General features: G+C 42.6%; 27 protein-coding genes and 1 other annotated feature. Of the genes, 22 read left to right on the top strand and 5 right to left on the bottom strand.

Going from position 1 to position 20,743, the window contains the following annotated elements; genetic code table 11:
• Window positions 1-101 precede the first annotated feature (101 nt).
• The 11 genes from ACIGG7_RS09090 (at window position 102) to ACIGG7_RS09040 (ending at window position 6,774) form a co-directional block, all read left to right on the top strand.
• Window positions 102-461, top strand: a complete 360-nt coding sequence (locus ACIGG7_RS09090) for a YciI family protein (RefSeq protein WP_397549547.1) — start codon at window positions 102-104, stop codon at window positions 459-461.
• A 148-nt stretch (window positions 462-609) separates the two neighbouring features.
• Entirely contained in the window at window positions 610-948 is a 339-nt protein-coding gene (locus ACIGG7_RS09085) for a PadR family transcriptional regulator (RefSeq protein WP_397549546.1), read from the top strand.
• A 1-nt stretch (window position 949) separates the two neighbouring features.
• Window positions 950-1,294: a DUF1048 domain-containing protein gene (locus tag ACIGG7_RS09080; RefSeq protein ID WP_397549545.1), complete on the top strand. Its 345-nt coding sequence runs from the start codon at window positions 950-952 to the stop codon at window positions 1,292-1,294.
• Between the two features lie 139 nt (window positions 1,295-1,433).
• Window positions 1,434-2,207, top strand: coding sequence for an ABC transporter ATP-binding protein (locus tag ACIGG7_RS09075; RefSeq protein WP_397549544.1), 774 nt, complete (start codon window positions 1,434-1,436; stop codon window positions 2,205-2,207).
• Complete coding sequence (locus ACIGG7_RS09070) at window positions 2,197-2,946, top strand: ABC transporter permease (RefSeq protein WP_397549543.1); 750 nt, start codon at window positions 2,197-2,199, stop codon at window positions 2,944-2,946. Before ACIGG7_RS09075 ends, ACIGG7_RS09070 begins: the two co-directional genes overlap by 11 nt.
• Window positions 2,947-3,134: 188 nt before the next feature.
• A complete protein-coding gene (locus ACIGG7_RS09065) occupies window positions 3,135-3,671 on the top strand; it encodes a DinB family protein (protein ID WP_397549542.1) in 537 nt (178 codons plus the stop codon).
• A gap of 53 nt (window positions 3,672-3,724) precedes the next feature.
• Window positions 3,725-4,249: an RDD family protein gene (locus ACIGG7_RS09060; RefSeq protein WP_397549541.1), complete on the top strand. Its 525-nt coding sequence runs from the start codon at window positions 3,725-3,727 to the stop codon at window positions 4,247-4,249.
• A 173-nt stretch (window positions 4,250-4,422) separates the two neighbouring features.
• A complete protein-coding gene (locus ACIGG7_RS09055; RefSeq protein ID WP_397549540.1) occupies window positions 4,423-4,887 on the top strand; it encodes a DUF3291 domain-containing protein in 465 nt (154 codons plus the stop codon).
• A gap of 37 nt (window positions 4,888-4,924) precedes the next feature.
• On the top strand, window positions 4,925-5,272 hold the full coding sequence (locus ACIGG7_RS09050) for a YciI family protein (protein WP_397549539.1): 348 nt from the start codon (window positions 4,925-4,927) through the stop codon (window positions 5,270-5,272).
• Window positions 5,273-5,307: 35 nt separating this feature from the next.
• Window positions 5,308-5,655, top strand: a complete 348-nt coding sequence (locus ACIGG7_RS09045) for a VOC family protein (protein WP_224939632.1) — start codon at window positions 5,308-5,310, stop codon at window positions 5,653-5,655.
• 24 nt (window positions 5,656-5,679) lie between these two features.
• Window positions 5,680-6,774, top strand: coding sequence for a DUF3626 domain-containing protein (locus tag ACIGG7_RS09040; RefSeq protein ID WP_397549538.1), 1,095 nt, complete (start codon window positions 5,680-5,682; stop codon window positions 6,772-6,774).
• Between the two features lie 655 nt (window positions 6,775-7,429).
• Here ACIGG7_RS09040 and ACIGG7_RS09035 read toward each other — a convergent pair.
• Window positions 7,430-7,582 (bottom strand): hypothetical protein, encoded by a 153-nt coding sequence (locus ACIGG7_RS09035; protein WP_224939634.1) that lies wholly within the window; start codon window positions 7,580-7,582, stop codon window positions 7,430-7,432.
• Between the two features lie 318 nt (window positions 7,583-7,900).
• Between ACIGG7_RS09035 and ACIGG7_RS09030 the strand changes: the two genes are divergently transcribed.
• The 6 genes from ACIGG7_RS09030 to ACIGG7_RS09005 all read left to right on the top strand — a co-directional run bounded on the left by ACIGG7_RS09030 (window position 7,901) and on the right by ACIGG7_RS09005 (window position 14,159).
• Window positions 7,901-7,990 carry a putative holin-like toxin gene (locus ACIGG7_RS09030; protein ID WP_219927342.1) on the top strand — a complete coding sequence of 30 codons (90 nt, stop codon included), beginning with the start codon at window positions 7,901-7,903 and terminating at the stop codon, window positions 7,988-7,990.
• 279 nt (window positions 7,991-8,269) lie between these two features.
• Window positions 8,270-8,525 (top strand) — a binding site (T-box leader).
• 48 nt (window positions 8,526-8,573) lie between these two features.
• Entirely contained in the window at window positions 8,574-11,666 is a 3,093-nt protein-coding gene (ileS, locus tag ACIGG7_RS09025; protein ID WP_397549537.1) for an isoleucine--tRNA ligase, read from the top strand.
• 158 nt (window positions 11,667-11,824) lie between these two features.
• Entirely contained in the window at window positions 11,825-12,496 is a 672-nt protein-coding gene (locus tag ACIGG7_RS09020; protein WP_397549684.1) for an HAD family hydrolase, read from the top strand.
• A 16-nt stretch (window positions 12,497-12,512) separates the two neighbouring features.
• Window positions 12,513-12,953, top strand: coding sequence for a GNAT family N-acetyltransferase (locus ACIGG7_RS09015; protein WP_397549536.1), 441 nt, complete (start codon window positions 12,513-12,515; stop codon window positions 12,951-12,953).
• Window positions 12,954-12,972: 19 nt separating this feature from the next.
• A complete protein-coding gene (locus ACIGG7_RS09010; RefSeq protein ID WP_397549535.1) occupies window positions 12,973-13,650 on the top strand; it encodes a CPBP family intramembrane glutamic endopeptidase in 678 nt (225 codons plus the stop codon).
• A gap of 44 nt (window positions 13,651-13,694) precedes the next feature.
• Window positions 13,695-14,159: a hypothetical protein gene (locus ACIGG7_RS09005; RefSeq protein ID WP_397549534.1), complete on the top strand. Its 465-nt coding sequence runs from the start codon at window positions 13,695-13,697 to the stop codon at window positions 14,157-14,159.
• Window positions 14,160-14,244: 85 nt separating this feature from the next.
• On the opposite strand, the gene ACIGG7_RS09000 is transcribed toward ACIGG7_RS09005, so the two are convergent.
• The 4 genes from ACIGG7_RS09000 to ACIGG7_RS08985 form a co-directional block, all read right to left on the bottom strand.
• The gene (locus ACIGG7_RS09000) at window positions 14,245-14,685 is read right to left on the bottom strand and encodes a hypothetical protein (RefSeq protein WP_397549533.1); all 441 of its coding nucleotides are present in this window, start codon (window positions 14,683-14,685) and stop codon (window positions 14,245-14,247) included.
• 1 nt (window position 14,686) lies between these two features.
• The gene (locus tag ACIGG7_RS08995; protein ID WP_397549532.1) at window positions 14,687-14,899 is read right to left on the bottom strand and encodes a helix-turn-helix transcriptional regulator; all 213 of its coding nucleotides are present in this window, start codon (window positions 14,897-14,899) and stop codon (window positions 14,687-14,689) included.
• A 175-nt stretch (window positions 14,900-15,074) separates the two neighbouring features.
• On the bottom strand, window positions 15,075-15,428 hold the full coding sequence (locus ACIGG7_RS08990) for a GIY-YIG nuclease family protein (protein ID WP_397549531.1): 354 nt from the start codon (window positions 15,426-15,428) through the stop codon (window positions 15,075-15,077).
• Between the two features lie 23 nt (window positions 15,429-15,451).
• A complete protein-coding gene (locus tag ACIGG7_RS08985) occupies window positions 15,452-16,198 on the bottom strand; it encodes a DUF2087 domain-containing protein (RefSeq protein ID WP_397549530.1) in 747 nt (248 codons plus the stop codon).
• Between the two features lie 256 nt (window positions 16,199-16,454).
• Between ACIGG7_RS08985 and ACIGG7_RS08980 the strand changes: the two genes are divergently transcribed.
• The 5 genes from ACIGG7_RS08980 (at window position 16,455) to ACIGG7_RS08960 (ending at window position 20,738) form a co-directional block, all read left to right on the top strand.
• On the top strand, window positions 16,455-17,459 hold the full coding sequence (locus ACIGG7_RS08980; RefSeq protein ID WP_397549529.1) for an ATP-binding cassette domain-containing protein: 1,005 nt from the start codon (window positions 16,455-16,457) through the stop codon (window positions 17,457-17,459).
• Window positions 17,456-18,262, top strand: coding sequence for an ABC transporter permease (locus tag ACIGG7_RS08975; RefSeq protein WP_397549528.1), 807 nt, complete (start codon window positions 17,456-17,458; stop codon window positions 18,260-18,262). The genes ACIGG7_RS08980 and ACIGG7_RS08975 overlap by 4 nt, the downstream gene beginning before the upstream one ends.
• Before the next feature lie 112 nt (window positions 18,263-18,374).
• Complete coding sequence (locus ACIGG7_RS08970; protein ID WP_397549527.1) at window positions 18,375-19,055, top strand: response regulator transcription factor; 681 nt, start codon at window positions 18,375-18,377, stop codon at window positions 19,053-19,055.
• A complete protein-coding gene (locus tag ACIGG7_RS08965) occupies window positions 19,052-20,170 on the top strand; it encodes a sensor histidine kinase (protein ID WP_397549526.1) in 1,119 nt (372 codons plus the stop codon). The genes ACIGG7_RS08970 and ACIGG7_RS08965 overlap by 4 nt, the downstream gene beginning before the upstream one ends.
• Window positions 20,157-20,738, top strand: a complete 582-nt coding sequence (locus tag ACIGG7_RS08960) for a GNAT family N-acetyltransferase (protein WP_397549525.1) — start codon at window positions 20,157-20,159, stop codon at window positions 20,736-20,738. The genes ACIGG7_RS08965 and ACIGG7_RS08960 overlap by 14 nt, the downstream gene beginning before the upstream one ends.
• Window positions 20,739-20,743 lie beyond the last annotated feature (5 nt).

Genomic DNA, 20,743 nt, shown 5'->3' with positions numbered 1-20,743 from the left:
AAGCATCCAAGAAATATTAGGTAATTTTGTTGAATTTATACAATGTATCAATTAAACTTAATTTGTGAAATATTTCACAAATTGGAAAGGGGATGAACTGAATGAGGTTTCTAGTTTTATTAAAACCAGCAGTAAATTGGAGAGAAGATGTACACTTCCATAACCAACCTTTTATGCCAGAGCACGCTGTATATATCCAAGAACATTATAATAAAGATGAAGTTGTTCTTGCTGGACCTTTTGAGGATTTAACAGGAGGGGCTATTGTTGTTGATTTTGAAGGGAAGGATGAAGTAATAAACTTTATAGAGAATGACCCCACTGTAATGAATGGGATTTTCACTTATGAGGTTAAGAGATGGGGCGAGGGAATGAGTAAGTTTGAAGATAAGAACCCTAATTTCGGACAAGACTATTTAGATTTAAAACATAAAAGACAAAAAGAGTTAGGAATTATCTAATACCTCTATACCAGGCAATAACTGAAGTTGGGATATTCCGTCTTCAGCTTTTATAAAATGGGTTGACAAAAATCACTACTTCGTCATACTATATACTAGTAATCGGTAATACTGAGTAGAGTGGAATATTAATACAGGGGGTGAATGTTTGGAAAACTTTACAGAAATGCTGAAAGGGGTTCTTGAAGGGTGTGTGCTTGAAATCATCAGCCGCGGTGAAACGTATGGCTATGAAATCACGCAGCAGCTGAGAGAACTTGGTTTCACGGATGTGGTGGAAGGCACAGTCTATACCATTACCATGCGCCTTGAGAAAAACAATCTGGTGAATATTGAAAAGAAGAAAAGCACTGTAGGGCCGCCGAGAAAATTTTATACCCTTAATGAAGCCGGGCAAGAGAAGCTCAAGATTTTCTGGGGGAAATGGGAATTCCTTTCAAGCAAGATGAACGAACTCAAAACGAAAGAAATCATAAGGAGAGGATAATATGAAATTTATTGAAAAGATTACTGGCAGTTTTGCCGACAAGCGTGAAAGGCGTGCGATGGAAGCCCGTGCGAAGACATTGCCAAGTGAGTACCTCAATGCCTACAAAGCGATCCAGAAATATATGTGGACAGCCGGAGGTCTAACTGACTGGAAAGACACGAGCCGAGTTTTTAATGGCATTTTGGATCTGTTCGAAGAAGGGGCAGCGGAAGGCAAGGAAGTCACTGATCTCACTGGAGAGGACGTAGCCGCTTTCTGTGATGAACTAGTGAAAGACTCGGAAAAGTGGAGTGACAAGCACCGGGCGAAGTTGAATGATACGATCGGTCGTGGAAAAAAGTGAATGTAATCGGTTATGCCGACTGAATGGCGGGTGAAAAATGCAGAACCAAGACTATTCAGTTGTTTTTTTACCATAGTAGTAAGTGATACTGATTACCTGTATCACTAAGTAGCTATTGAAATTGAAGGAGGAAAAATACATGAGTCACGCAGCGATTTCAGTAAAAGGATTGAAAAAATCGTTCAAAGACAAGGAAGTATTAAAGGGTGTAGATTTTGAAGTGCAGCGTGGAGAAATATTCGCGCTTCTAGGTTCCAATGGGGCGGGTAAAACAACGATTGTTAATATTCTATCGACGCTGTTGAAGGCGGATAGCGGTAATGGGAGTGTGTGCAGCTTTGATGTACAGCATCAACCGGATCAGGTTCGCCGGAGCATCAGTCTGACAGGTCAGTTTGCTGCTATAGACGGCATCCAGACAGGAAGGGAAAATCTGATCATGATTGCCAAGTTGCGGGGAGTGCCCAATCCTTCCCGAATCGCAGACGATCTTTTAACAAGATTCAGGTTGACCGAGGCGGCCAACCGGCGTGCAGATACGTATTCCGGCGGAATGAAACGCCGGCTGGATATCGCTATGAGCCTGATTGGCGCGCCTCCGGTCATCTTTCTCGATGAGCCGACGACAGGGCTTGACCCGGAAGCCCGAATGGAAGTCTGGGAAACCGTCAAGGAGCTTGCTGGTGGCGGAACGACTATCTTACTGACGACCCAGTACCTGGAGGAAGCGGAACAGCTGGCGGACCGGATCGCCATCCTTCATGGAGGGAAAATCATTACGACGGGAACCCTTGTTGAACTGAAGGAAATGTTCCCGCCTGCGAAAGTAGAGTATATCGAGAAGCAACCGACGCTAGAGGAAATCTTCCTCGCAATCATTGGCAAAAAAGGAGGAAATGAACATGAACAGTAACACAGGAGTTTTATTTGGCCGATTGATGCGCGGTATTTTACGGAGTCCTGATACGATTATCACGGTTGCCGTTACTCCGATTATGATGCTGTTGTTATTTGTCTATGTATTTGGCGGTGCCATCGAGACAGGGAGGGACAGCTATGTGAATTACTTGTTACCCGGAATTCTTCTGATTACGATTGCGTCAGGTGTCGCTTATACATCGCATCGGCTCTTTACGGATGCGAAGAGCGGACTGATGGCGCGTTTTATGACGATGCCCATTAAACGATCCTCAATATTATGGGCCCACGTATTGACTTCCCTTGTTTCCAATTTGCTTGCTGTAATGGTGGTTATTCTCGTTGCGCTGTTGATGGGATTTCGTACGGGTGCGGATATCTTGGAGTGGCTTGCGGTAGCAGGAGTACTAGTACTGTTTACGCTTGCCTTGACATGGCTCGCGGTTATTCCCGGATTGACGGCAGACTCGATGGAAGGTGCCACGGCATACTCCTATCCACTGATCTTCCTGCCATTTATAAGCTCCGCCTTTGTTCCCACGGAAACGATGCCAACCGTTGTCCGGGTGTTCGCAGAGAACCAGCCCGTGACGTCCATCGTGAATACGATTCGTGCCCTTTTGTATGGTGGAACTGTCGGAAGCGATATTTGGACGTCGCTTGCCTGGTGCGTTGGTATCATGTTTATTTCATACTTCATCGCCAGCAAAGTATTTAAACGCCAGGTAGGCTAATGCAACAAAATAATCATTTACCGTTGCGTGCAATGAAGCAGCTTTCAGGTGAAATAAGAGTCTGTTGATAAATAATAGTAATTAATGGATAATAAAAACTGAATGTTCAGATTAATTCCGTTTTATTAACAGATGACTATAAAGACTCACGATGTAAGCTATATTCTTAACGAGAGGTGAAAAAGCACATGAAACTGGGACTGATGGATACGATTCGCATGGAATTTGATTTTTGCTGGGATAAAGAGACATGGTTTTTACCACTGGAACCGGCACTTGAAGGTTTAAGTTCCATAGATGCAAGCTGGCAGCCTCCTGGGGGAGGTAATACCATTTGGCAAACAGTGAACCACCTCAATGTATATAACGCACTCCTTATCAGGCAAATAAATGATGCAACGACCGGGAAAACGGTATCGAATATGAACGCTTCATTTGGTGATATTGGTGGACCAGTAGATCCTAAATGGACATCAATCTTTGAGAAGGATACGTTTGGAGATAGTGGGGACCCGTCAGATTCAGAAAAATGGAAAGCAGTCCTGGCAGAAACACATCTGATATGTGAAAATGTGCGAAATTCATTAACACATGTGGATGAGAGTCACATTCAAGAGGAGCTTGTTGGGATTTTGACTCGTCAAGTTTTGCACAACGCTTACCATATAGGGCAAATTGTACTCGTACGCAAACAACAGGGATCCTGGCCAAAGGAGCGGGATTAAGTTGGTCTTGAAAGGACTGCTTAATAGAAACAGAGAAGAAGGAGGGTGGTCGTTTGGATTATATCTGGAGCTTCATCATTTTGGTGATCATGGGATATTTTCTTCGTCTTCAGATTCGATCGGAGTATGAGTTGGAATCTATAAGGACGTTTCATCATCATGATGATCCTTTTATTAGGGCTGGTCTGACAAGAAAGTTGCTGTCGAGTGGAATCGATTTGATTCCACTGTTTTGTTTTTATTTCATACTCGATCAACTGGGGATTTCTCCACTAGTAAAGCTACTATCTACTTTGTGCTTCGTTATAACCTACTATATTTTATTCATCAGGATTATCACGCAAACCCTTGGTCATAAGCTCTTGAAAATAAAAGTGATTCCACTGAAAAAAGATCAAAACCTTACAATGAAACAAATTCTAAAGAGAATTATTTTTCATATTGTGTTATTTCCTCTAATGATTTTTCAAATACCTTTTCTCAGGAGTCAAAAGAAACCGTTCTTGGCAGACAAATGTTCAAATACGGAATTAGTACAAGTTACAAGCGGTTTAGGAGAAAAGTGGATCAATCGTTGAAACGAACTATTATTCTCTCATAGGAAATAGTCAAGGTGAAAATGTGAATGTTTCATAGTATTTTGCACTAAATGGAGGAAGAATCTTGATGAAAATGGAATACCTTTAATATGGTATTTGACTTAAGTCCACATGAATATATCTGAATAAAGACTCTAATTGGAGGAATGTGAATGGCATTCGTTTCAATTTATACTGTTGGAAGGTTAAATCAGCCTTATGATCACCCGACATCTCGTGAGTTTTATGAAATGGGATATAAAGTCATGCGTCAGGCATATTTATCAGGAAATCTTATAGAAGAGTTTTTATCAGATGGAATCACACTGACTGAAGAATCGGAGAGTAAAGGTTACCCAGTCCTGACACTAACAGTATGGAAAAACCTAGATTCATTATATCGTTTTACTTATTCGGGGAAACACAGCCAGGCATTGAGAAATAGAAACAAATGGATGGAGCCTGATCATGGGAAACATTTCTCATATGTAGCCTGGTGGACAGAAAAGGTGAAGGATGTTTCATGGGATGAAGCCTTTAAGAGATACAATCATTATCTTGACCATGAATCCACTCCCTTTGCGTTTGACTTAAAGCAAGCGTTTGATGAGAATGGGAATCCGTATATTCTGAAGTAGAGTTTTAATGGACAATAAAGAAGTTGGAGGTATGTGTATGTTATTTATGATGATTGTCAAAGCTTCCAAAAACTCGGAAGCCGAAAATCTTCCAAGCCCTGAGCTCATGGAAGAGATGACAAAGTACAATGAGGAATTAGTGAATGCAGGCGTACGGGTGATGGCGAAAGGACTGCATCCAAGTTCAAATGGACTTCGCGTTTCCTTTCCTGAACCGGGAGGTAAGCCTATAGTAACGGAAGGTCCATTTGAGGTGAAAGACTTAGTTGCAGGATTTTTCCTGATCGATGTGAAGTCGAGGGAAGACGCCATCGAGTGGGCCATGCGGGTACCGGATCCCCAAGGAAACGGGGAAGGACAGGTTGAACTGCGTCAAGTATTTTAGGAATATAATCAATCAATAAAGGGAGCGAGATACGGATGATAAAAGGATTCGGAGGAATCTTCTGGAGAACCAAAAACCTGGAAGAGGTAAAGAAATGGTACAGCGAAGTATTGAAGATCGAAATGGGAGATTGGAATGGAACCATGATTAAACCCGATTCAGAAAACGAAACGATCTTTTCTTTCTTCACGGAAGAGGACCCTTACTTCCCGACAGAACAGCAGGTTATGCTAAATTTCCAAGTACATAATCTTAACGAAACGATTGAGCATCTGAATCAAATCGGTGTACCTCTTGCAAAGGAAAAAGAGGTGAGTGAATTTGGTCAGTTTATTTGGATTAAAGATCCAGAGGGCAGATTGATTGAATTGTGGGAGAAATAATGGGGTAAGGAGAATGGATTCTTTATGGAACTGACATCTTCTCAGCGTCAGGCGTTGGATTATTTTACTGCCTGTGCAGTTAAATTTAAAAAGGATTCTAGGGCAACCATCCAACACGTCCTGAACATGTCAAATATTTCGTTTGAAGTGTTCGAACAAGCAGTTCATCAAATTAAAACTAACGCGCAAATCGGACTTCACTTCCATCCCGATCGACCAACTCCCACGATGAAGAACGTTGCAGAATCCCTGCTTGAACTCGGGGAATATAAGAGTCAGTTTGAAACGTTCATATCAAATGGGAAGGTGTCTCCCCATTCAGGTGGCGAACGAGATCAGTGGGAGGAAAGCCTCTTTGGCGGAGCTTATCAAACAGAGGGTATATTGATGAGCGAGCGGCCGAAGTACGGGGCATTGAACCTGATGGCACATCCTGATGGGCCCTCTCCCCGGTTCGGCTCTTGTTATTTTTTGTTATCGCCAAAGGTCTCATCCCGCTCTACCTTTACATACCTGGACTCTCATCAAAATCCTTTCGAGAAGGGAACGTATAAGGAATTTGATATGATATTGTCTGCGCTGTTGGAAGAAATGTTTTTAAGGGATTTTGCACTTGGGGAGAAGAATATGACTCCAACGAAGTTCGTTCATCATGTATTGAACCATCTTGAGCACGGTAGGAAAGAGATCGTGGCCAGTCGAAACCTGAATCATTATATAGAATCTCAGATTCACGGGACGATCTCTCTGAAAGAAGATGTAGAAGTACTGGTTGCAGATCCATCCTTCAAGGACACCATGGTCGGCAAAACCCTGGAGCAAATGTGCCTGAAATATGCCATCGACCTTCAATGGCATATGGGCTTCATCCTTCATGTGGATGACGTTCCATCTGACTTCAGAGGTCCAACCATGCCTTCATTGGCAAAGCGGATTTCTTTAAAAAATAAGATAGATGCTTACACCATTGGGCTCGCGGTCCAGGATCTGAAACAGCATCCACATGCCTGGAATGATAGGGGAACTTTCGAAGACGTACTGCAGGAATTTAAGCTGCTATGGCATGTGCTCGTGAAGTACGGAAGACCGGTGGGAATTGATAGAGGTGGTTTTGCGTGAAAGAAAAATATGTGACTGTATTGGCTTTTAGTTTGATTGTTATCTGTTTTTTATTCAATAATTACTCGTTTCATCATGCAAAGCGGTCTTGTATTGAAAAAGAAAAGACTCCGATGGTTGAGAAGTCTTTTTTGGATTTTAAATGGAGTGTATCGTGTAAATAGAACAGGTCTGGCCCTCGCTATGCGGGTCAGACCTGTTTAAGTATCTGCTAATAAAGCTATTCACTACTATTTCTTTCGTGCCCATTTCCTCAATTAGTTTCCACAGGCAATGTGCATCTCGAGGTGAAGGGGCTATATGCAAAGATTATTCGACAAGAAGCTCATAAAATCGGATTGCAGCTCATATTTTTAAAATCCGGCTCATAAATCAAAATTCCGGCTCATATCTTGTCCAAACCGGCTCATAAGTAAGGAAACAGAGGATGATATCCATCGTGGGAGAAGCTGTTATAGGCCTGAATATCATAAATGGGGATCTACCAACGCAAAGATATACCCAAAAATTCAAATCCCGTCCGATTTCGGACGGGTTTGAAAGAGTAGTAAATTCAGATGAGGGGAAATACTTGTATCAGCACCATTAAACAGGGTGCACTGAGATGGATCATCTCCGTAAGTATCGCTTTCTTATGCTATTTATAGTGTCATGTTTACTTTGCTCTTACCATTGTAATATCTTCCACTTTCGCCAATACACATTTCTTATCTTCCGAACTCAATTCCACATATTCAGAATCATAGATCCAAAATATGGTGAACAACTCATCTTCATATTCTACAATATCGCCGAGATTATATTTCATTTTCTCTCCTTGAGGGAGATCGATCCATTCTCAGTGAACGGTGTATATTTTACCATTACTTTGGAACTAAAAATGTTCACTCTTTCATACTGAGAGGCTTTTCAGGTTGAAAATTATGATGAAATCGCAGGTGTACGCTGAAATTCACCAATAATTATTCTTCTGAGAATGTATGAACTGTACCCTGTCAAATTTTCAGACTGGTCCATTCGGAATGGAGCAAACACACGTTTGTCTGTGATATAATGGAAGTACACAACATAATACGGAAGATGGGGTAGCGGCTCACACTCCCAAGTGAAGGGAGGTGATACGCTAATGATTGCTGTAGGAGATGTATTACAAATTATGATTGCCTTTGGAACATTGATTGTAGCAATTGTCGCGGTTACACAAAAAAAGAAGTAATCATCGTCCCCACCGCTCATGAGGATCATTGATGATTACTTCGATTTCGATTGACTCTGAGTGAGCCGCTGCACTTTCGATGCAGTTTATGTTGTGGAGGAGTCCTGATTGCCGTCAGGGCTCCTTTTTTATTGTACTTAACTACCTTTATTATATACATAACTCCATTCGTTAGTAAAGAATAGTGAATAAATGGATCATTTCCTGCCCAAAATAAAATAAAGTATTGACAAATTTATCCTGTGTCGTATAGATTATTTATAACATATATTGAATCACTTACATTCCATGACGAGAACGAGTAGGTATGTAGTCTGTTCTACAGAGAGTTGACGATTTGGTGGAAGTCAACGTTCAGATCATATTGAATATCCTCTCCGAGAAGCAAAGCTGAAGATACTTTAAGCTTTGACGGGTTTCCGCCGTTACAAGGAACGCGTATGATTGTACGTTGCATGAGAGCTGTCAGCTGAACCGAATAATGGTTTAAGGACAGAATCAGGGTGGTATCGCGGGTTACAAACTCGTCCCTAACATTGGTTAGGGGCGGGTTTTTTTATTTTATCAAAGAAGGTGTGATGACATGGAAAAGGTAAATGTAAGCGAAAAGTCGGTTGAAAGAGAGCAGCGGATCCAGGATTTCTGGAATTCGAATCATATTTTTGAAAAGTCAGTGGCTAACCGTGAAGGAGAAAAGACCTTCGTCTTCTACGAAGGCCCCCCGACAGCCAACGGCCTTCCACATGCCGGACACGTTCTGGGTCGTGTGATCAAAGATTTCGTCGCCAGGTATCAGACGATGCGAGGGTATCAGGTCAAGCGTAAAGCAGGTTGGGACACACATGGCCTGCCAGTGGAACTTGGCGTTGAAAAGAAAATCGGCGTATCAGGTAAACAGGAAATCGAGGAATACGGCGTAGAGAAATTCATTGATGAATGTAAAAAAAGTGTGTTCGATTATGAGAGACAGTGGCGTACTTTCACCGAGGCAATTGGATACTGGGTGGATATGGATGATCCTTATGTGACCCTCCAAAATGATTATATCGAAAGTGTCTGGCATATCCTTTCGAAGATCCATGAGAAAGGATTGCTCTATCAAGGACATCGGGTCGTCCCATACTGCCCAAGCTGCCAAACGTCCCTCAGCTCACATGAGGTGGCGCAAGGGTATAAGGATGTAAAAGATCTTTCTGCGACGGCTAAATTCAAAGTGAAAGGAAAAGAGCATGAATACTTTCTCGGCTGGACGACGACACCGTGGACGCTTCCATCCAATGTAGCCCTTGCTGTCCATGAAGATGTGGATTACGTGAAAGCGAGGCGTGAGGAAGAGACGTATATCCTGGCGAAGAACCTTGTGAAAGACGTGCTGGGAGACGACTTTGAAGTGGTAAGTGAACACAAAGGGCATGATTTTGTAGGGGTTTCGTACCAACCTCCTTTCGATAATCTTACCCTTGAACGTGGGCATGAAGTGATTTCGGCAGGGTTTGTAACGGACGACAGCGGAACCGGGATTGTTCATTTGGCTCCTGCTCACGGAGAAGATGATTACAATGCCATCAAAGAAAGCGGTTTGGATTTCGTCAATATCGTCGATGAGAAAGGCTGTTACACCAGTGATTTTAAACCTCTTGAAGGGGAATTCACCAAGGACAGCGACGTGAAGATCATCAAGATGCTGGCAGACAGCAACCTTCTTTTTTCAAAAGAAAAGTATGAACACAGCTATCCGCACTGCTGGCGCTGTGACTCACCGCTCATCTATTATGCGATGGAAGGATGGTTCATCAAGACAACGGCAATGAAAGATACGATCATCAAGAACAACCAATCCGTCGAATGGTATCCGGATCACATGAAAGAAGGCCGCTTCGGGAAGTTCCTCGAAAATATGGTCGATTGGAACCTGGGGAGGAACCGTTATTGGGGAACTCCGCTGAACGTTTGGGTTTGTGGTGGATGTGACCATCAGTTCGTTCCGGGAAGCGTTGCCGAGCTGAAAGAATATGCAATAAGTGGCTGGAGTGACAATCTTGAGCTCCATAAACCGTATGTCGACGAAGTGATCGTGGAATGTCCATCCTGTTCCCATGAGATGAAGAGAACGAAAGAAGTGATCGATGTATGGTTTGACAGCGGTTCGATGCCGTTTGCCCAGTATCATTATCCATTTGAAAACGAAGAGTTATTTCAGCAACAATTCCCTGCAGATGTGATCGCAGAAGGGGTGGACCAGACGAGGGGCTGGTTCTACAGTCTGTTGACGGTTTCGTCACTCTTCACCGGGAAAGCGCCTTATAAGCGTGTCTTATCACTCGGGCATATTCTCGATGAAGACGGTCGTAAAATGTCTAAAAGCAAAGGAAATGTCATGAACCCAATGGAGCTCGTTGAGAAGTTCGGTGCTGATGCTCTCAGATGGGCATTACTTGCAGATAGCGCACCTTGGAATAATAAGCGCTTCTCAGAAAACGTCGTCAGCCAGGCAAAATCGAAGCTGGTCGACACCTTGAATAATGTACATTCCTTTTACACCCTGTATGCGGTGATCGATGGTTTCGATCCTAAAAAACATGAAGCCGGTACTCCTTCCCTGCTTGATCAGTGGATGGTATCTCGATTGAATTCGGTGACCACAAATGTAACGGAGCATTTAGATGGGTATGACTTTACTGCAGGAGCAAGAGAATTATCCATCCTGGTCGATCAGGTGAGTAATTGGTATATCCGCCGGTCACGTGAGCGGTTCTGGAGCGAAGGACTGAATGAAGATAAACTGGCAGCGTACCACACTTTACATCGAGTATTAGTCAGTGTAAGCAGATTGTTGGCACCGTTCACGCCGTTCATTGCAGAAGATATCCATATGAACTTGACGGGTGAAAGTGTGCATCTTGCTGATTTTCCTCATGCAAACCAGGATGACATCAACGGAGAGCTGGAAGCGGATATGGATCGTGTTTTACAAGTAGTCGAGCTTGCCCGGTCCGCTCGGAATACGACAAATATCAAAACGAAGCAGCCATTATCCAGGCTTACGGTGGTGGGAGCAAAAGCTGATACAGGATCTCTTCAGAAGTATGAATACATCATAAAAGATGAAATCAATGTAAAGAACGTTCAATTGCAGGACCAAGCAGGGGATTCCGTACAGTATGAACTGAAGCTGAACTTCCCGACAGCCGGTCCGAAACTCGGAAATCTGGTAGGAGTGGCACAGAAAGAACTTCAATCTTTATCCTCTGAAGAAGCAAAAAAGGTAGTGGAACAAGGATATTTTGACTTTGAATCTCCGACGGGGGAAGACGTTACGGTGGAAAAAGCTGATCTCATCGTTCATCAAAAAACACATCAAGGATTGGAGATGGTTTCAAATTCCCAGTTCAGCGTCTTCCTCGATACAACCATCACAGAGGATCTGCGGAAAGAAGGAAAAGCACGGGAGCTCATCCGTGCCGTTCAGCAATACAGAAAAGAACTGAACCTGCCAGTGGAACAGCGTGTTGACCTTGTGTTGAATGTGGATGATTCAATGAAAGAAGTCGTGACACAATTTAAGGATTTACTGCAAAGCAGTCTTCTAATAAAAAGCATGACGTTTGAGAAGAGGGAAGATATGAAGGTAATCGACATGGATGGAGTGACGATTGGGATATATGTAGGAGTGTAAGTAGAATGAAGGGCTTATCCAAGACGGGGTAAGCCCTTTTTAAGATGAAATTTGTCTTGAGTATGATGAATGATTTTGAAATAATTGGTAGTAGGTTAAAAGACTCACAGAATACAGAAACATGAAAGGGTGAAAATGATTTGAGCGAATACAAAGCCATGATCTTTGATTTGGATGATACCTTACTCGATCGGAATCAGGCAGTAGATGACATGTTCCTCTTTACGCTAGAGAACTGTTATGGGAATGTTGAAGAGGACGTGAAGAAGGAGATGCTGCGGAAGTTCAAAGAGTACGATAAGAGGTCTTATGGGATCAGTGACAAAACAACGGTTTTTGAAGCCCTTTTTGATGAATTTCCCCCCATCAATCGATTGCCGCAACATGAGATCCAATCCTTCTGGAATGAGCATTTCCCTCAATGTTTTTCGATCAACGAGCATACCATCAAGATTGTGAAGGCAATTAAAGAGCACATGAAAGTTGCCATCATTACAAACGGGACCACTCAGAGGCAAAAAGCGAAAATCAGAAACACTCGTTTACATGAGTGTTTTGAGATCATCATGATTTCTGAGGAAGCTGGATACACTAAACCAGATAAACGCATATTTGACTTGACGTTAGATAAGCTCCAAGTGCAGTCGGAAGAGGCTTTATTTGTCGGGGATGATCTGGAAAAGGATATTCGCGGGAGCCAGGGTGCGAATCTATTGGGTATATGGTTCAATCCGGACGGGATCCAAAATGAAACAGACATAAAACCATATGATGAGATTTCTTCGTTGGATGGATTATTGACCTATCTTACTCCTGAAGTCTTATCTTGATTTAGGAGGAATAAGCTTGAGTATTGACTACTATCAGTTTTCAGTATTACCGGAAGACGCTGTTCTAAATGGAATCGCAGCACTACATCAGTATATCTTTGGCACGTCGTACGATTTTAACAACAAACTGGCAAGTAAGCCCCGACTGATCATTCATATTGCGATGGACAATTCCAAAGTGATTGGATATAAAATCGGGTATGAACTGGATGAGCATACCTTCTACAGCTGGTTAGGCGGAGTGGATCCAGACTATCGCAAACACGGCATTGCCTCTGAGTTAATGAGAAGGCAACATCATGATTTGAAGGAAAGTGGATATGCTGTAGTGCAAACGAAGACAATGAATCGATGGCGCAGTATGCTGATCTTGAATATAAAAAACGGATTTGATGTCATCGATACGTATACGGACGAGAAAGGCTTACATAAAATCATTCTGGAAAAAAAGTTATAACAGAGCGGGGGAAGGTTCCATGCTAAATAGCTTGTCAACCAATGAGGCAATCGCTGTGAAGGGAACCACTTCAACTATTAAGTTGAAAACTCTATGTATCTATCTGATTCTATTGGCAGTTCCTGGTTATTTCATCAATAAACTTCCGATTCAGGGTGTCAACTATGAAGGATTGAAAGGACTCATTTGGTTTGTCTATTTTATGATCGTTACGCTGTGTTTCAGGGATATAAGGGCTTTTATCGCTCCGCTCCTAAACGTCAAAGCCTTCAAAAAGACTGGCACCTATGGATGGATTCTCCTTACCTTTATGCTCCCTTATACCTTGTTACACCTTTGTCTTTATTTCGAAGTGTTACTGGACAAATATTATATGTTTTATTTTAAAAATCATATGTTCCCTGCCAGCAGTTGGAGGCAGACGGTGGATGTGGCGATCCTTACTCCGATAACAGAAGAAATGGTGTTCAGGGGCATGTTGCTGACGATCCTATTGAGGTTTGTGAAGTCCTACTGGGCAATCGGTATTACATCGATCCTGTTCGCACTCATTCATTTTTCGGATCTGTGGATGTTTCCGCTAATGGGAGGTTTCCTTTTGACGATGACAGCATATAAGACAAAATCGATACTGCCGGCGATGGTCGCTCATTCACTGTGGAATGTATATATGGCGCAGTTGTTTCTTTATTTTTAGGGGGAATGGAGATACCAAAATCCTAAAGATAGGAGAACAAATCTATGAAAAAAATCAGTTTTATATTAGGTGTGATCATCCTGATTGTCATCCTGGCAAATTTACATACGATACTAGAGCAAGTCAAATGGTATTCATTAGAAGATAATAAAAAAGTGGCAACCGAAACAAAGGTAGTTACGTTCCCTGAACTTTTCGATCTCTTACATCGACAACGAGAATTGGCCGCAGAATTGGAGGATACCGTCACCTATTCATTGATAGGCGATGAAATTAGAAAAGGTGCTGATGATGCTTCTGATTACGAAAGGTTTTTGATGCACAATGATTCCATCACAAAAATTAAAGTGAGGCTGCCGATCACAACCTACCAAGACGATGATAAAACCCTTGAATTTATATCAGGAAAAGGAGAAGTGATAGGAATATTCGAGGACGGGCGGTGGAAAGGGTTTGACGGCTCTTGGGAGGATTTAATGAAAAAGGATCATTCGAATGGTCATGAATAAAGCGAATGAATAGATAAACGGGCGAAATAAATTAAGACAGCACAGAGATGATCATCTCTGTGCTGTCTTAAATGACGAAATGAGATTAATATTTCTTACTATAAAGATATTTCAATAATACCTTGAGAAATAAAATGAAAAATAAAGTCACAATCAACGTAAGGAAAATGGTGTGATTGTAATATCCTGAAACGATGGTGGCAATGGCGATGCTGCCAGCCATGATGGTGAAGCTCATCGATTCTGATTTTGCTTCAATCATTTTCTTTCTTTCGTCGTTCATTTCAATATATAGTTGTTTTAGTTTTTGAGTATTCTTTAAAGAAGCACGTAATTTTTTACTTTTTAATAGGAAAATAATCTGTAACCCAATAAATACCCCAATCTGGACCCCGTGAGTGAAATCATCTTTTACCCATATTTGTACATCTAATGTTGTGGGAATCAGGATCACTAGAAAGGATATCGCACTAATGAGATGATATAGTTTTATTTTCGTATGGATCCCTCTTTGAAATTCTTCCATCTTATAACTCCTCCTTTTCAGTTTCGGAAAAATCAAATACATCTTCAATGGTTAAATTGAAAAATCTCGAAATCTTGTAAGCTAAAACTAATGAAGCCGTATACTTTTCATTCTCTAATGACGTAATGGTCTGTCTTGAGACGCCGACTGATAATGCCAGCTCTTCTTGGGTGATCTTATGTTTTTTCCTTAATTCTTGGATCCTGGTTTTCATATGCCCTCCGATGTAAAGTCTGCTTTACACTTTTAGTATAGTTAACTTTACATTTTACGTCAAGCTAACTTTGCATATTTTCAGAAATTTCTTTATTGAACGGTAAAATGTTCTTTAACAAATAAAAATAAGCAGTCCAATTATGTTCGGACTGCTTAAGAAAGATCCTGTCTTTCTATTTTTGGTGGTTATACCCCCGTTCCCCATACGGCTGTACTTTCTCCAACCACTTTTCTTCCAACTCAGCCAGTGCTTCCTTTTCAGTAACAAAAGGATCATCATTCTTTTTCAATTTTTCCAGCAGCTCAAAGGTAAATGCCTCTTTACCGAACTGCTTCCATTCGGTTTGTAATGCTTTGCTGGTAGTGAATCCGTTGTTTTCAAGCATGAACTTGATGCCGTTCAGGGTCCTTAGGTTTTTCGTGCTTCCGATATAGATTTTATTGTTTTGTCCATTTTTGATTTGAAAAATCCCTGCTTCAACCGGTGTTTCTTTATACTGCTGTTTTAATTCTCTTTTTCGATCCATGGTTTTCTCCTCCTGTTTATCATTCATTTTTTTACCCAATACTTGCTTCCGTCCGGTTTACGGTCCAAAAAGCCGTATTCAATAAGGTATCGTCTGATAAGGACATAATCGTTATACATGCTCTTTAATAGTTGATTTAATTCTTTTTCGTCGTAATGGTCATTTTCTTTTAGTTGTTTTGATATTTCACGAAGGATGACCAATCTCTGTTTTTCCTTTGGAGGAAATTTCGTCAATATCCCGTCAGAGAAGTATTTCTTCAGTATTTTATCCTGTTCGTCCTGAGTGATATTGTATCGTTCATCAACCATGGTGGCGGTTTGATGAACAGGGACAAACGTCGGTGCATTTTCATCTTTTTCTTTCAGTAATTCCATCATGGTCAGGAAGGTCTTGGCCTGACGCTCCTTTTCTTTTAGGGCAAAACGGTGATGACGGATCGTGGAGGCACTGCCGATATCCAATTCTTCTTGAACCTCTTTGTCATTTTTCCCTTGATAAAATAAGCTCAACAATCGCTTTTGATGATCCGTAAGGCCAGTAAGCTTTTTATCCATTCCAATTAAATAGTCAAATACGGATATGTGCGTTTGTTCAATATGAACACGTATAAATTTTTCAGCTAGATAAAATTTATCTTCGTAAGGGTATACCATCCCTTTTTCGATGCTCTCTCCGCACATGAGACAGACAAATGAATCCTTTTCTTCAAGAAACCCTCTTTTCATTTCTTCTAAAGAGGCACTCCAAAACTGGTTGGAAAGCTCCATTCATAAACACTTCCTATTCTCTTAACTAATGTATTAAACGTTTTTTTATATTGTTGGTTAATTTATAAACATAATATTATTTTGTTTGTTAAATGTCAATGGGTACTCGTGCATTCTTCATTCCTGCCAAGTTCATATTCAGTTCATATAAATGATTTATACTTTCGATTAGTTGAGAAAAGCTCATGGATATCTTTGTGTCAGGTTTCATGCAAAGAATCAATCAAAGGGAGCGTAAACGAGGAGGATAACAAAGATGAAAGATGTATCGATAGGAAACAAGGAGTGGGCCTTGGAAGCAAAAGGGCTGGTTAAATCCTTTGGTGACAACCGGGCAGTGGATGGTGTGGATCTTTATGTGAAGCCTGGGACGATTTATGGGGTACTCGGACCGAATGGTGCAGGTAAGACGACCACCATCCGGATGATTGCGACACTTCTTAAGGCAGACGCCGGGACAGCACGCATATTCGGTCACGATGTTGAGAAGGAGCCGCAGATTGTAAGACAGTTGATTGGAGTGACGGGACAATATGCATCCGTGGATGAGTCCTTGAGTGCGACAGAGAATCTAATGATTTTCTCCCGATTATTAGGGTTGAGCAGGGGTGAGGCAAAGCGGAAATCGGCGGAATTATTGGAGGAGTTCGGATTATCGGAAGCGGCGAAGCGGCCATTGAAGCATTTCTCAGGGGGAATGCGACGCCGCCTGGACCTTGCGGCTAGCTTGATTGCCCGCCCGCCTCTCATCTTTCTCGATGAACCTACTACGGGTCTCGATCCGCGCACCCGAAATCAGATGTGGGACACGATCCGGAAGCTCGTGAAATCGGGTTCAACGGTTTTATTGACCACACAGTATCTTCAAGAAGCGGATGAATTGGCGGACCGGATTGCCGTCATCGATCATGGAAAAGTAGTGGCGGAAGGGACGGTCGATGAACTGAAAGGATCGATCGGCACCTCATCCTTACATGTCAGCATTCAGGATGAACAGAAGATCGCAGGTGCACGCCAGTTAGTGGAAAAGATCCTTAATGTCCGGTCGGCGGTATCAGCAGAAGGGGGCAAGATCACCGCGCCACTGGGGAATATCAACCTGGTGACAGATCTCCTGATTGCCTTGAGAGAGACTGGTATCGAGCTTGCTGAGATGAGTGTTCAGAAACCTTCTCTCGACGAAGTCTTCCTGACCATTACCGCTGACAAGAAAGATATGACGCCCAATCAGTGGGAAAAGAAAAGGGAGGCATTAGGATGAAGCAATCTGTTATGAGCGATGCAAATTTAAGCAACCGTACAAGTTTAAAGCAAACAGTGAAAAATTCATTAAACATGGCGTTTCGAGGATTATTGAAGATACGTCGTACACCAGAGCAGTTGTTTGATGTGACACTGCAGCCAATTATCTTCACCCTCATGTTTACGTATATGTTTGGCGGGGCGATTTCTGGGGATGTGCAGAGCTATTTACCTGTCATCATCCCGGGAATTCTCGTCCAGACGGTCATCACGACTTCTATTGTGACAGGCGTCCAACTGAGGGAAGATATGGATAAAGGCGTCTTTGACCGGTTTAAGTCATTGCCGATTGCCCGCATCGCTCCACTTGCCGGTGCACTGCTGGCCGATACGATCCGGTATACGATTGCAACCGTCCTGACCTTCACGATGGGGTATATCATGGGGTATCGACCTGAAGCGGGTATTGGATTTGTGATACTTGCAGGACTTCTGGTCATTGCCTGTTCATGGGCGATCAGCTGGATCTTTGCCTTCTTTGGAGTCATTTCGAGAACCGCATCCAGTGTTCAGGGGATCTCCATGCTTGTCCTGTTCCCGCTCACATTTCTCTCGAATGCATTCGTGCCTGCGGAAACACTGCCGAATTGGCTACAGTGGTTTGTCAAATTCAATCCGATTTCTCATCTCGTTACAGCAGTCAGGGAATTGACAAACACAGGGACCGTCGGCTGGGACCTTACCATTTCCCTTCTTGGCGCTGCCTTGATTGTAGCCGTCTTTGCTCCCATTACAGTAAAGGCCTATATGAAGCGAACATGAAAATATAGTAAGATGTGAGTATCGAACCAGATTCGGACAAATACAAGTCAGCCCCCCCCTTTATGGGGATGGTTGTTCAGAAATATCATCTTGTGAAAAAGGAATGAGTAATGTGGCCAAAATATTGATCGTAGATGATGACTCGCATATCCGGGAATTAGTCCGTGTCCTGCTTTCAAAAGAAGGGATCCTCATCGAAGAGGCTGGAGATGGAGAAGAAGCGCTTACTATCCTTGGCTCAACGAAAATGGATCTGATCATCCTCGATATTATGATGCCGAATATGGATGGCTGGACGTTCTGTAAAGAAGTCAGAACCTATTATTCCGAGACCATCCCTATCTTGATGCTGACGGCTAAAGGGGAAACCGTCCAGAAAGTGAAGGGATTTGACCTGGGGACAGACGATTATATGGTTAAACCGTTCGCGCCGGCTGAACTGACAGCCCGGGTCAAAGCCCTACTCAAACGATCACAGGTTTCCATTGCGAATCGGATAGAATTAGACGGAGTGGTGATTGATCGAGAATCGTATAAAGTGTGGATCAAAGACCAGGATATCACGTTGCCTCTTAAAGAGTTTGAACTGTTATTCAAGCTTGCCCTCAATCAGGGAAAGACTTTTTCAAGAGAGCAGTTGATTGAAGATATTTGGGGATACGATTATGAAGGGGATGAACGGACTGTTGATGTTCACATCAAGCGTCTTCGTCAGCGATTTACTGGGGTGCACTGTCCGTTTAAAATCACCACGATCCGTGGACTTGGATACCGCTTGGAGGTTCACGAATGAGGCTGCCGGAATACGTGAAACGGATACTCGGAATGTTGGCTGTTATGTCGGCCTTGACTGTGATGTGGTCCCTTTCCTATTGGATCACAGAGACCCTTTATGACACCATTCATGCCCGTCCTCATGAATTTGCGAGACTGCTCATCAACTCCATTCTCGGCTTCTTCCTTTTTGGATGCAGTATGTTCTTGATTACACAAATCAAGTGGGTGAAAAATCGGCAGGATCGATTCCTGCATCCGATGATTCAAGCGATGAAGATGATGGCGGAAGGAAACTTCAATATTGATCTTTCGTATTACCGAAATCAATTTAATGATCGTGGGGATCATCCATATTACAAAATCATCGACAGCATTACCCATATGGCCGAACGACTGGGTGAGATGGAAGAAATGCGCCAGGAATTCATTTCAAATGTCTCCCATGAAATTCAATCCCCCCTTACATCGATCAGCGGCTTTGCCCACGCATTGAAGAACGACAGCCTCGACCCAAAGGAACGAGAACGGTATCTTCATATTATCGAAATGGAAAGCATCAGATTGTCCAAATTGAGTGATAATCTCTTAAAACTGACGTCCCTTGAATCAGACCATTTCACTCTTGACCTGGAAGAGTACCGACTGGACCATCAGCTTCGCCGGATCATTCTGGCCAATGAACCACAATGGACCGAGAAAAGGATCAACATGGATATCGACCTTGAAAATGTCACCGTCTATGCAGATGAGGACCTGATGGATCAGGTATGGACGAATCTCATCCATAACAGCATTAAATTCACTCCGGATCAAGGGACCATCACCATTCAGGCATTTGCACAGGCGGGTGACAAAGTCATGGTCACCATCAAGGATACGGGAATCGGGATGGACCATGACAGCCGGATGCACATCTTTGAGAGATTTTACAAAGCTGACGAATCCAGAAACAGGCATCTGGGAGGAAGCGGGCTCGGCCTTTCCATCGTGAAGAAAATCATTGATTTGCACGGAGGAGAGATCCAGGTTGAAAGCGAATTGGGTAAAGGCACGACCATGATTGTATCTTGGGATACAAACCTATTCACTTTAAATGAAGGTGGAGAGGGCGAAAAGGATGAGCAACGTTAAAAAAATAACATGTGAAAATATTACTGAAGACATCATTGAAGAATATGAAGAGAAGGGGTTTGAACTGGTCTTTCAAGAATACGTGATGGAACACACTCTAACTGAAATTCCTCAGATAGAATCCTCTTTCCCTGTGATTTTCAAGAGTTGGTCACCATCGTTGAAAGAACGATTTTATGAAGTATACCTGGCATCCTTCAAGGAACGACCGGGATTTCCCGGATGGACCAAAGAGAAATGGGTGGAGTGGGTATCCTCTGGTGCAGATTTTCTACCAGAGCGGTCCTATTTAGCAACTGTCAATAACGAGTCGGTAGGGTTCATTACCGCCGATAAAGAAACCGACAAGATCGGGTACATCATTCAAGTGGGTGTGATTCCGGAGTGGCGGGGAAAGGGAATTGCTGCGATCTTGACCTGCAAATGCCTGGAGGCTTTCCGTTGTGATGACATGACATCTGCCACTCTTCATGTGAATCAAAATAATCCCGGAGCCATAAAGCTATATGAACGGTTAGGATTTAAGACTGTTCGAAAAAGGGGCACATTTGAAAGACGAGAGAGATGATGGTA

The organism is Rossellomorea sp. NPDC077527, from assembly GCF_044542955.1.
Lineage (GTDB): Bacteria > Bacillota > Bacilli > Bacillales > Bacillaceae_B > Rossellomorea > Rossellomorea aquimaris_E.
The sequence above is the reverse complement of the archived record's forward strand: the minus strand, read 5'-3'. Positions and strand labels throughout refer to the sequence as shown.

Coding starts and splice junctions, on each gene's coding strand:
- ACIGG7_RS09090 (WP_397549547.1), top strand. CDS start 102: ATGAGGTTTCTAGTTTTATTAAAACCAGCAGTAAATTGGAGAGAAGAT.
- ACIGG7_RS09080 (WP_397549545.1), top strand. CDS start 950: ATGAAATTTATTGAAAAGATTACTGGCAGTTTTGCCGACAAGCGTGAA.
- ACIGG7_RS09075 (WP_397549544.1), top strand. CDS start 1,434: ATGAGTCACGCAGCGATTTCAGTAAAAGGATTGAAAAAATCGTTCAAA.
- ACIGG7_RS09070 (WP_397549543.1), top strand. CDS start 2,197: ATGAACAGTAACACAGGAGTTTTATTTGGCCGATTGATGCGCGGTATT.
- ACIGG7_RS09065 (WP_397549542.1), top strand. CDS start 3,135: ATGAAACTGGGACTGATGGATACGATTCGCATGGAATTTGATTTTTGC.
- ACIGG7_RS09055 (WP_397549540.1), top strand. CDS start 4,423: ATGGCATTCGTTTCAATTTATACTGTTGGAAGGTTAAATCAGCCTTAT.
- ACIGG7_RS09050 (WP_397549539.1), top strand. CDS start 4,925: ATGTTATTTATGATGATTGTCAAAGCTTCCAAAAACTCGGAAGCCGAA.
- ACIGG7_RS09045 (WP_224939632.1), top strand. CDS start 5,308: ATGATAAAAGGATTCGGAGGAATCTTCTGGAGAACCAAAAACCTGGAA.
- ACIGG7_RS09040 (WP_397549538.1), top strand. CDS start 5,680: ATGGAACTGACATCTTCTCAGCGTCAGGCGTTGGATTATTTTACTGCC.
- ACIGG7_RS09035 (WP_224939634.1), bottom strand. CDS start 7,582: ATGAAATATAATCTCGGCGATATTGTAGAATATGAAGATGAGTTGTTC.
- ACIGG7_RS09030 (WP_219927342.1), top strand. CDS start 7,901: ATGATTGCTGTAGGAGATGTATTACAAATTATGATTGCCTTTGGAACA.
- ileS (WP_397549537.1), top strand. CDS start 8,574: ATGGAAAAGGTAAATGTAAGCGAAAAGTCGGTTGAAAGAGAGCAGCGG.
- ACIGG7_RS09020 (WP_397549684.1), top strand. CDS start 11,825: ATGATCTTTGATTTGGATGATACCTTACTCGATCGGAATCAGGCAGTA.
- ACIGG7_RS09010 (WP_397549535.1), top strand. CDS start 12,973: ATGCTAAATAGCTTGTCAACCAATGAGGCAATCGCTGTGAAGGGAACC.
- ACIGG7_RS09005 (WP_397549534.1), top strand. CDS start 13,695: ATGAAAAAAATCAGTTTTATATTAGGTGTGATCATCCTGATTGTCATC.
- ACIGG7_RS09000 (WP_397549533.1), bottom strand. CDS start 14,685: ATGGAAGAATTTCAAAGAGGGATCCATACGAAAATAAAACTATATCAT.
- ACIGG7_RS08995 (WP_397549532.1), bottom strand. CDS start 14,899: ATGAAAACCAGGATCCAAGAATTAAGGAAAAAACATAAGATCACCCAA.
- ACIGG7_RS08990 (WP_397549531.1), bottom strand. CDS start 15,428: ATGGATCGAAAAAGAGAATTAAAACAGCAGTATAAAGAAACACCGGTT.
- ACIGG7_RS08985 (WP_397549530.1), bottom strand. CDS start 16,198: ATGGAGCTTTCCAACCAGTTTTGGAGTGCCTCTTTAGAAGAAATGAAA.
- ACIGG7_RS08980 (WP_397549529.1), top strand. CDS start 16,455: ATGAAAGATGTATCGATAGGAAACAAGGAGTGGGCCTTGGAAGCAAAA.
- ACIGG7_RS08975 (WP_397549528.1), top strand. CDS start 17,456: ATGAAGCAATCTGTTATGAGCGATGCAAATTTAAGCAACCGTACAAGT.
- ACIGG7_RS08965 (WP_397549526.1), top strand. CDS start 19,052: ATGAGGCTGCCGGAATACGTGAAACGGATACTCGGAATGTTGGCTGTT.
- ACIGG7_RS08960 (WP_397549525.1), top strand. CDS start 20,157: ATGAGCAACGTTAAAAAAATAACATGTGAAAATATTACTGAAGACATC.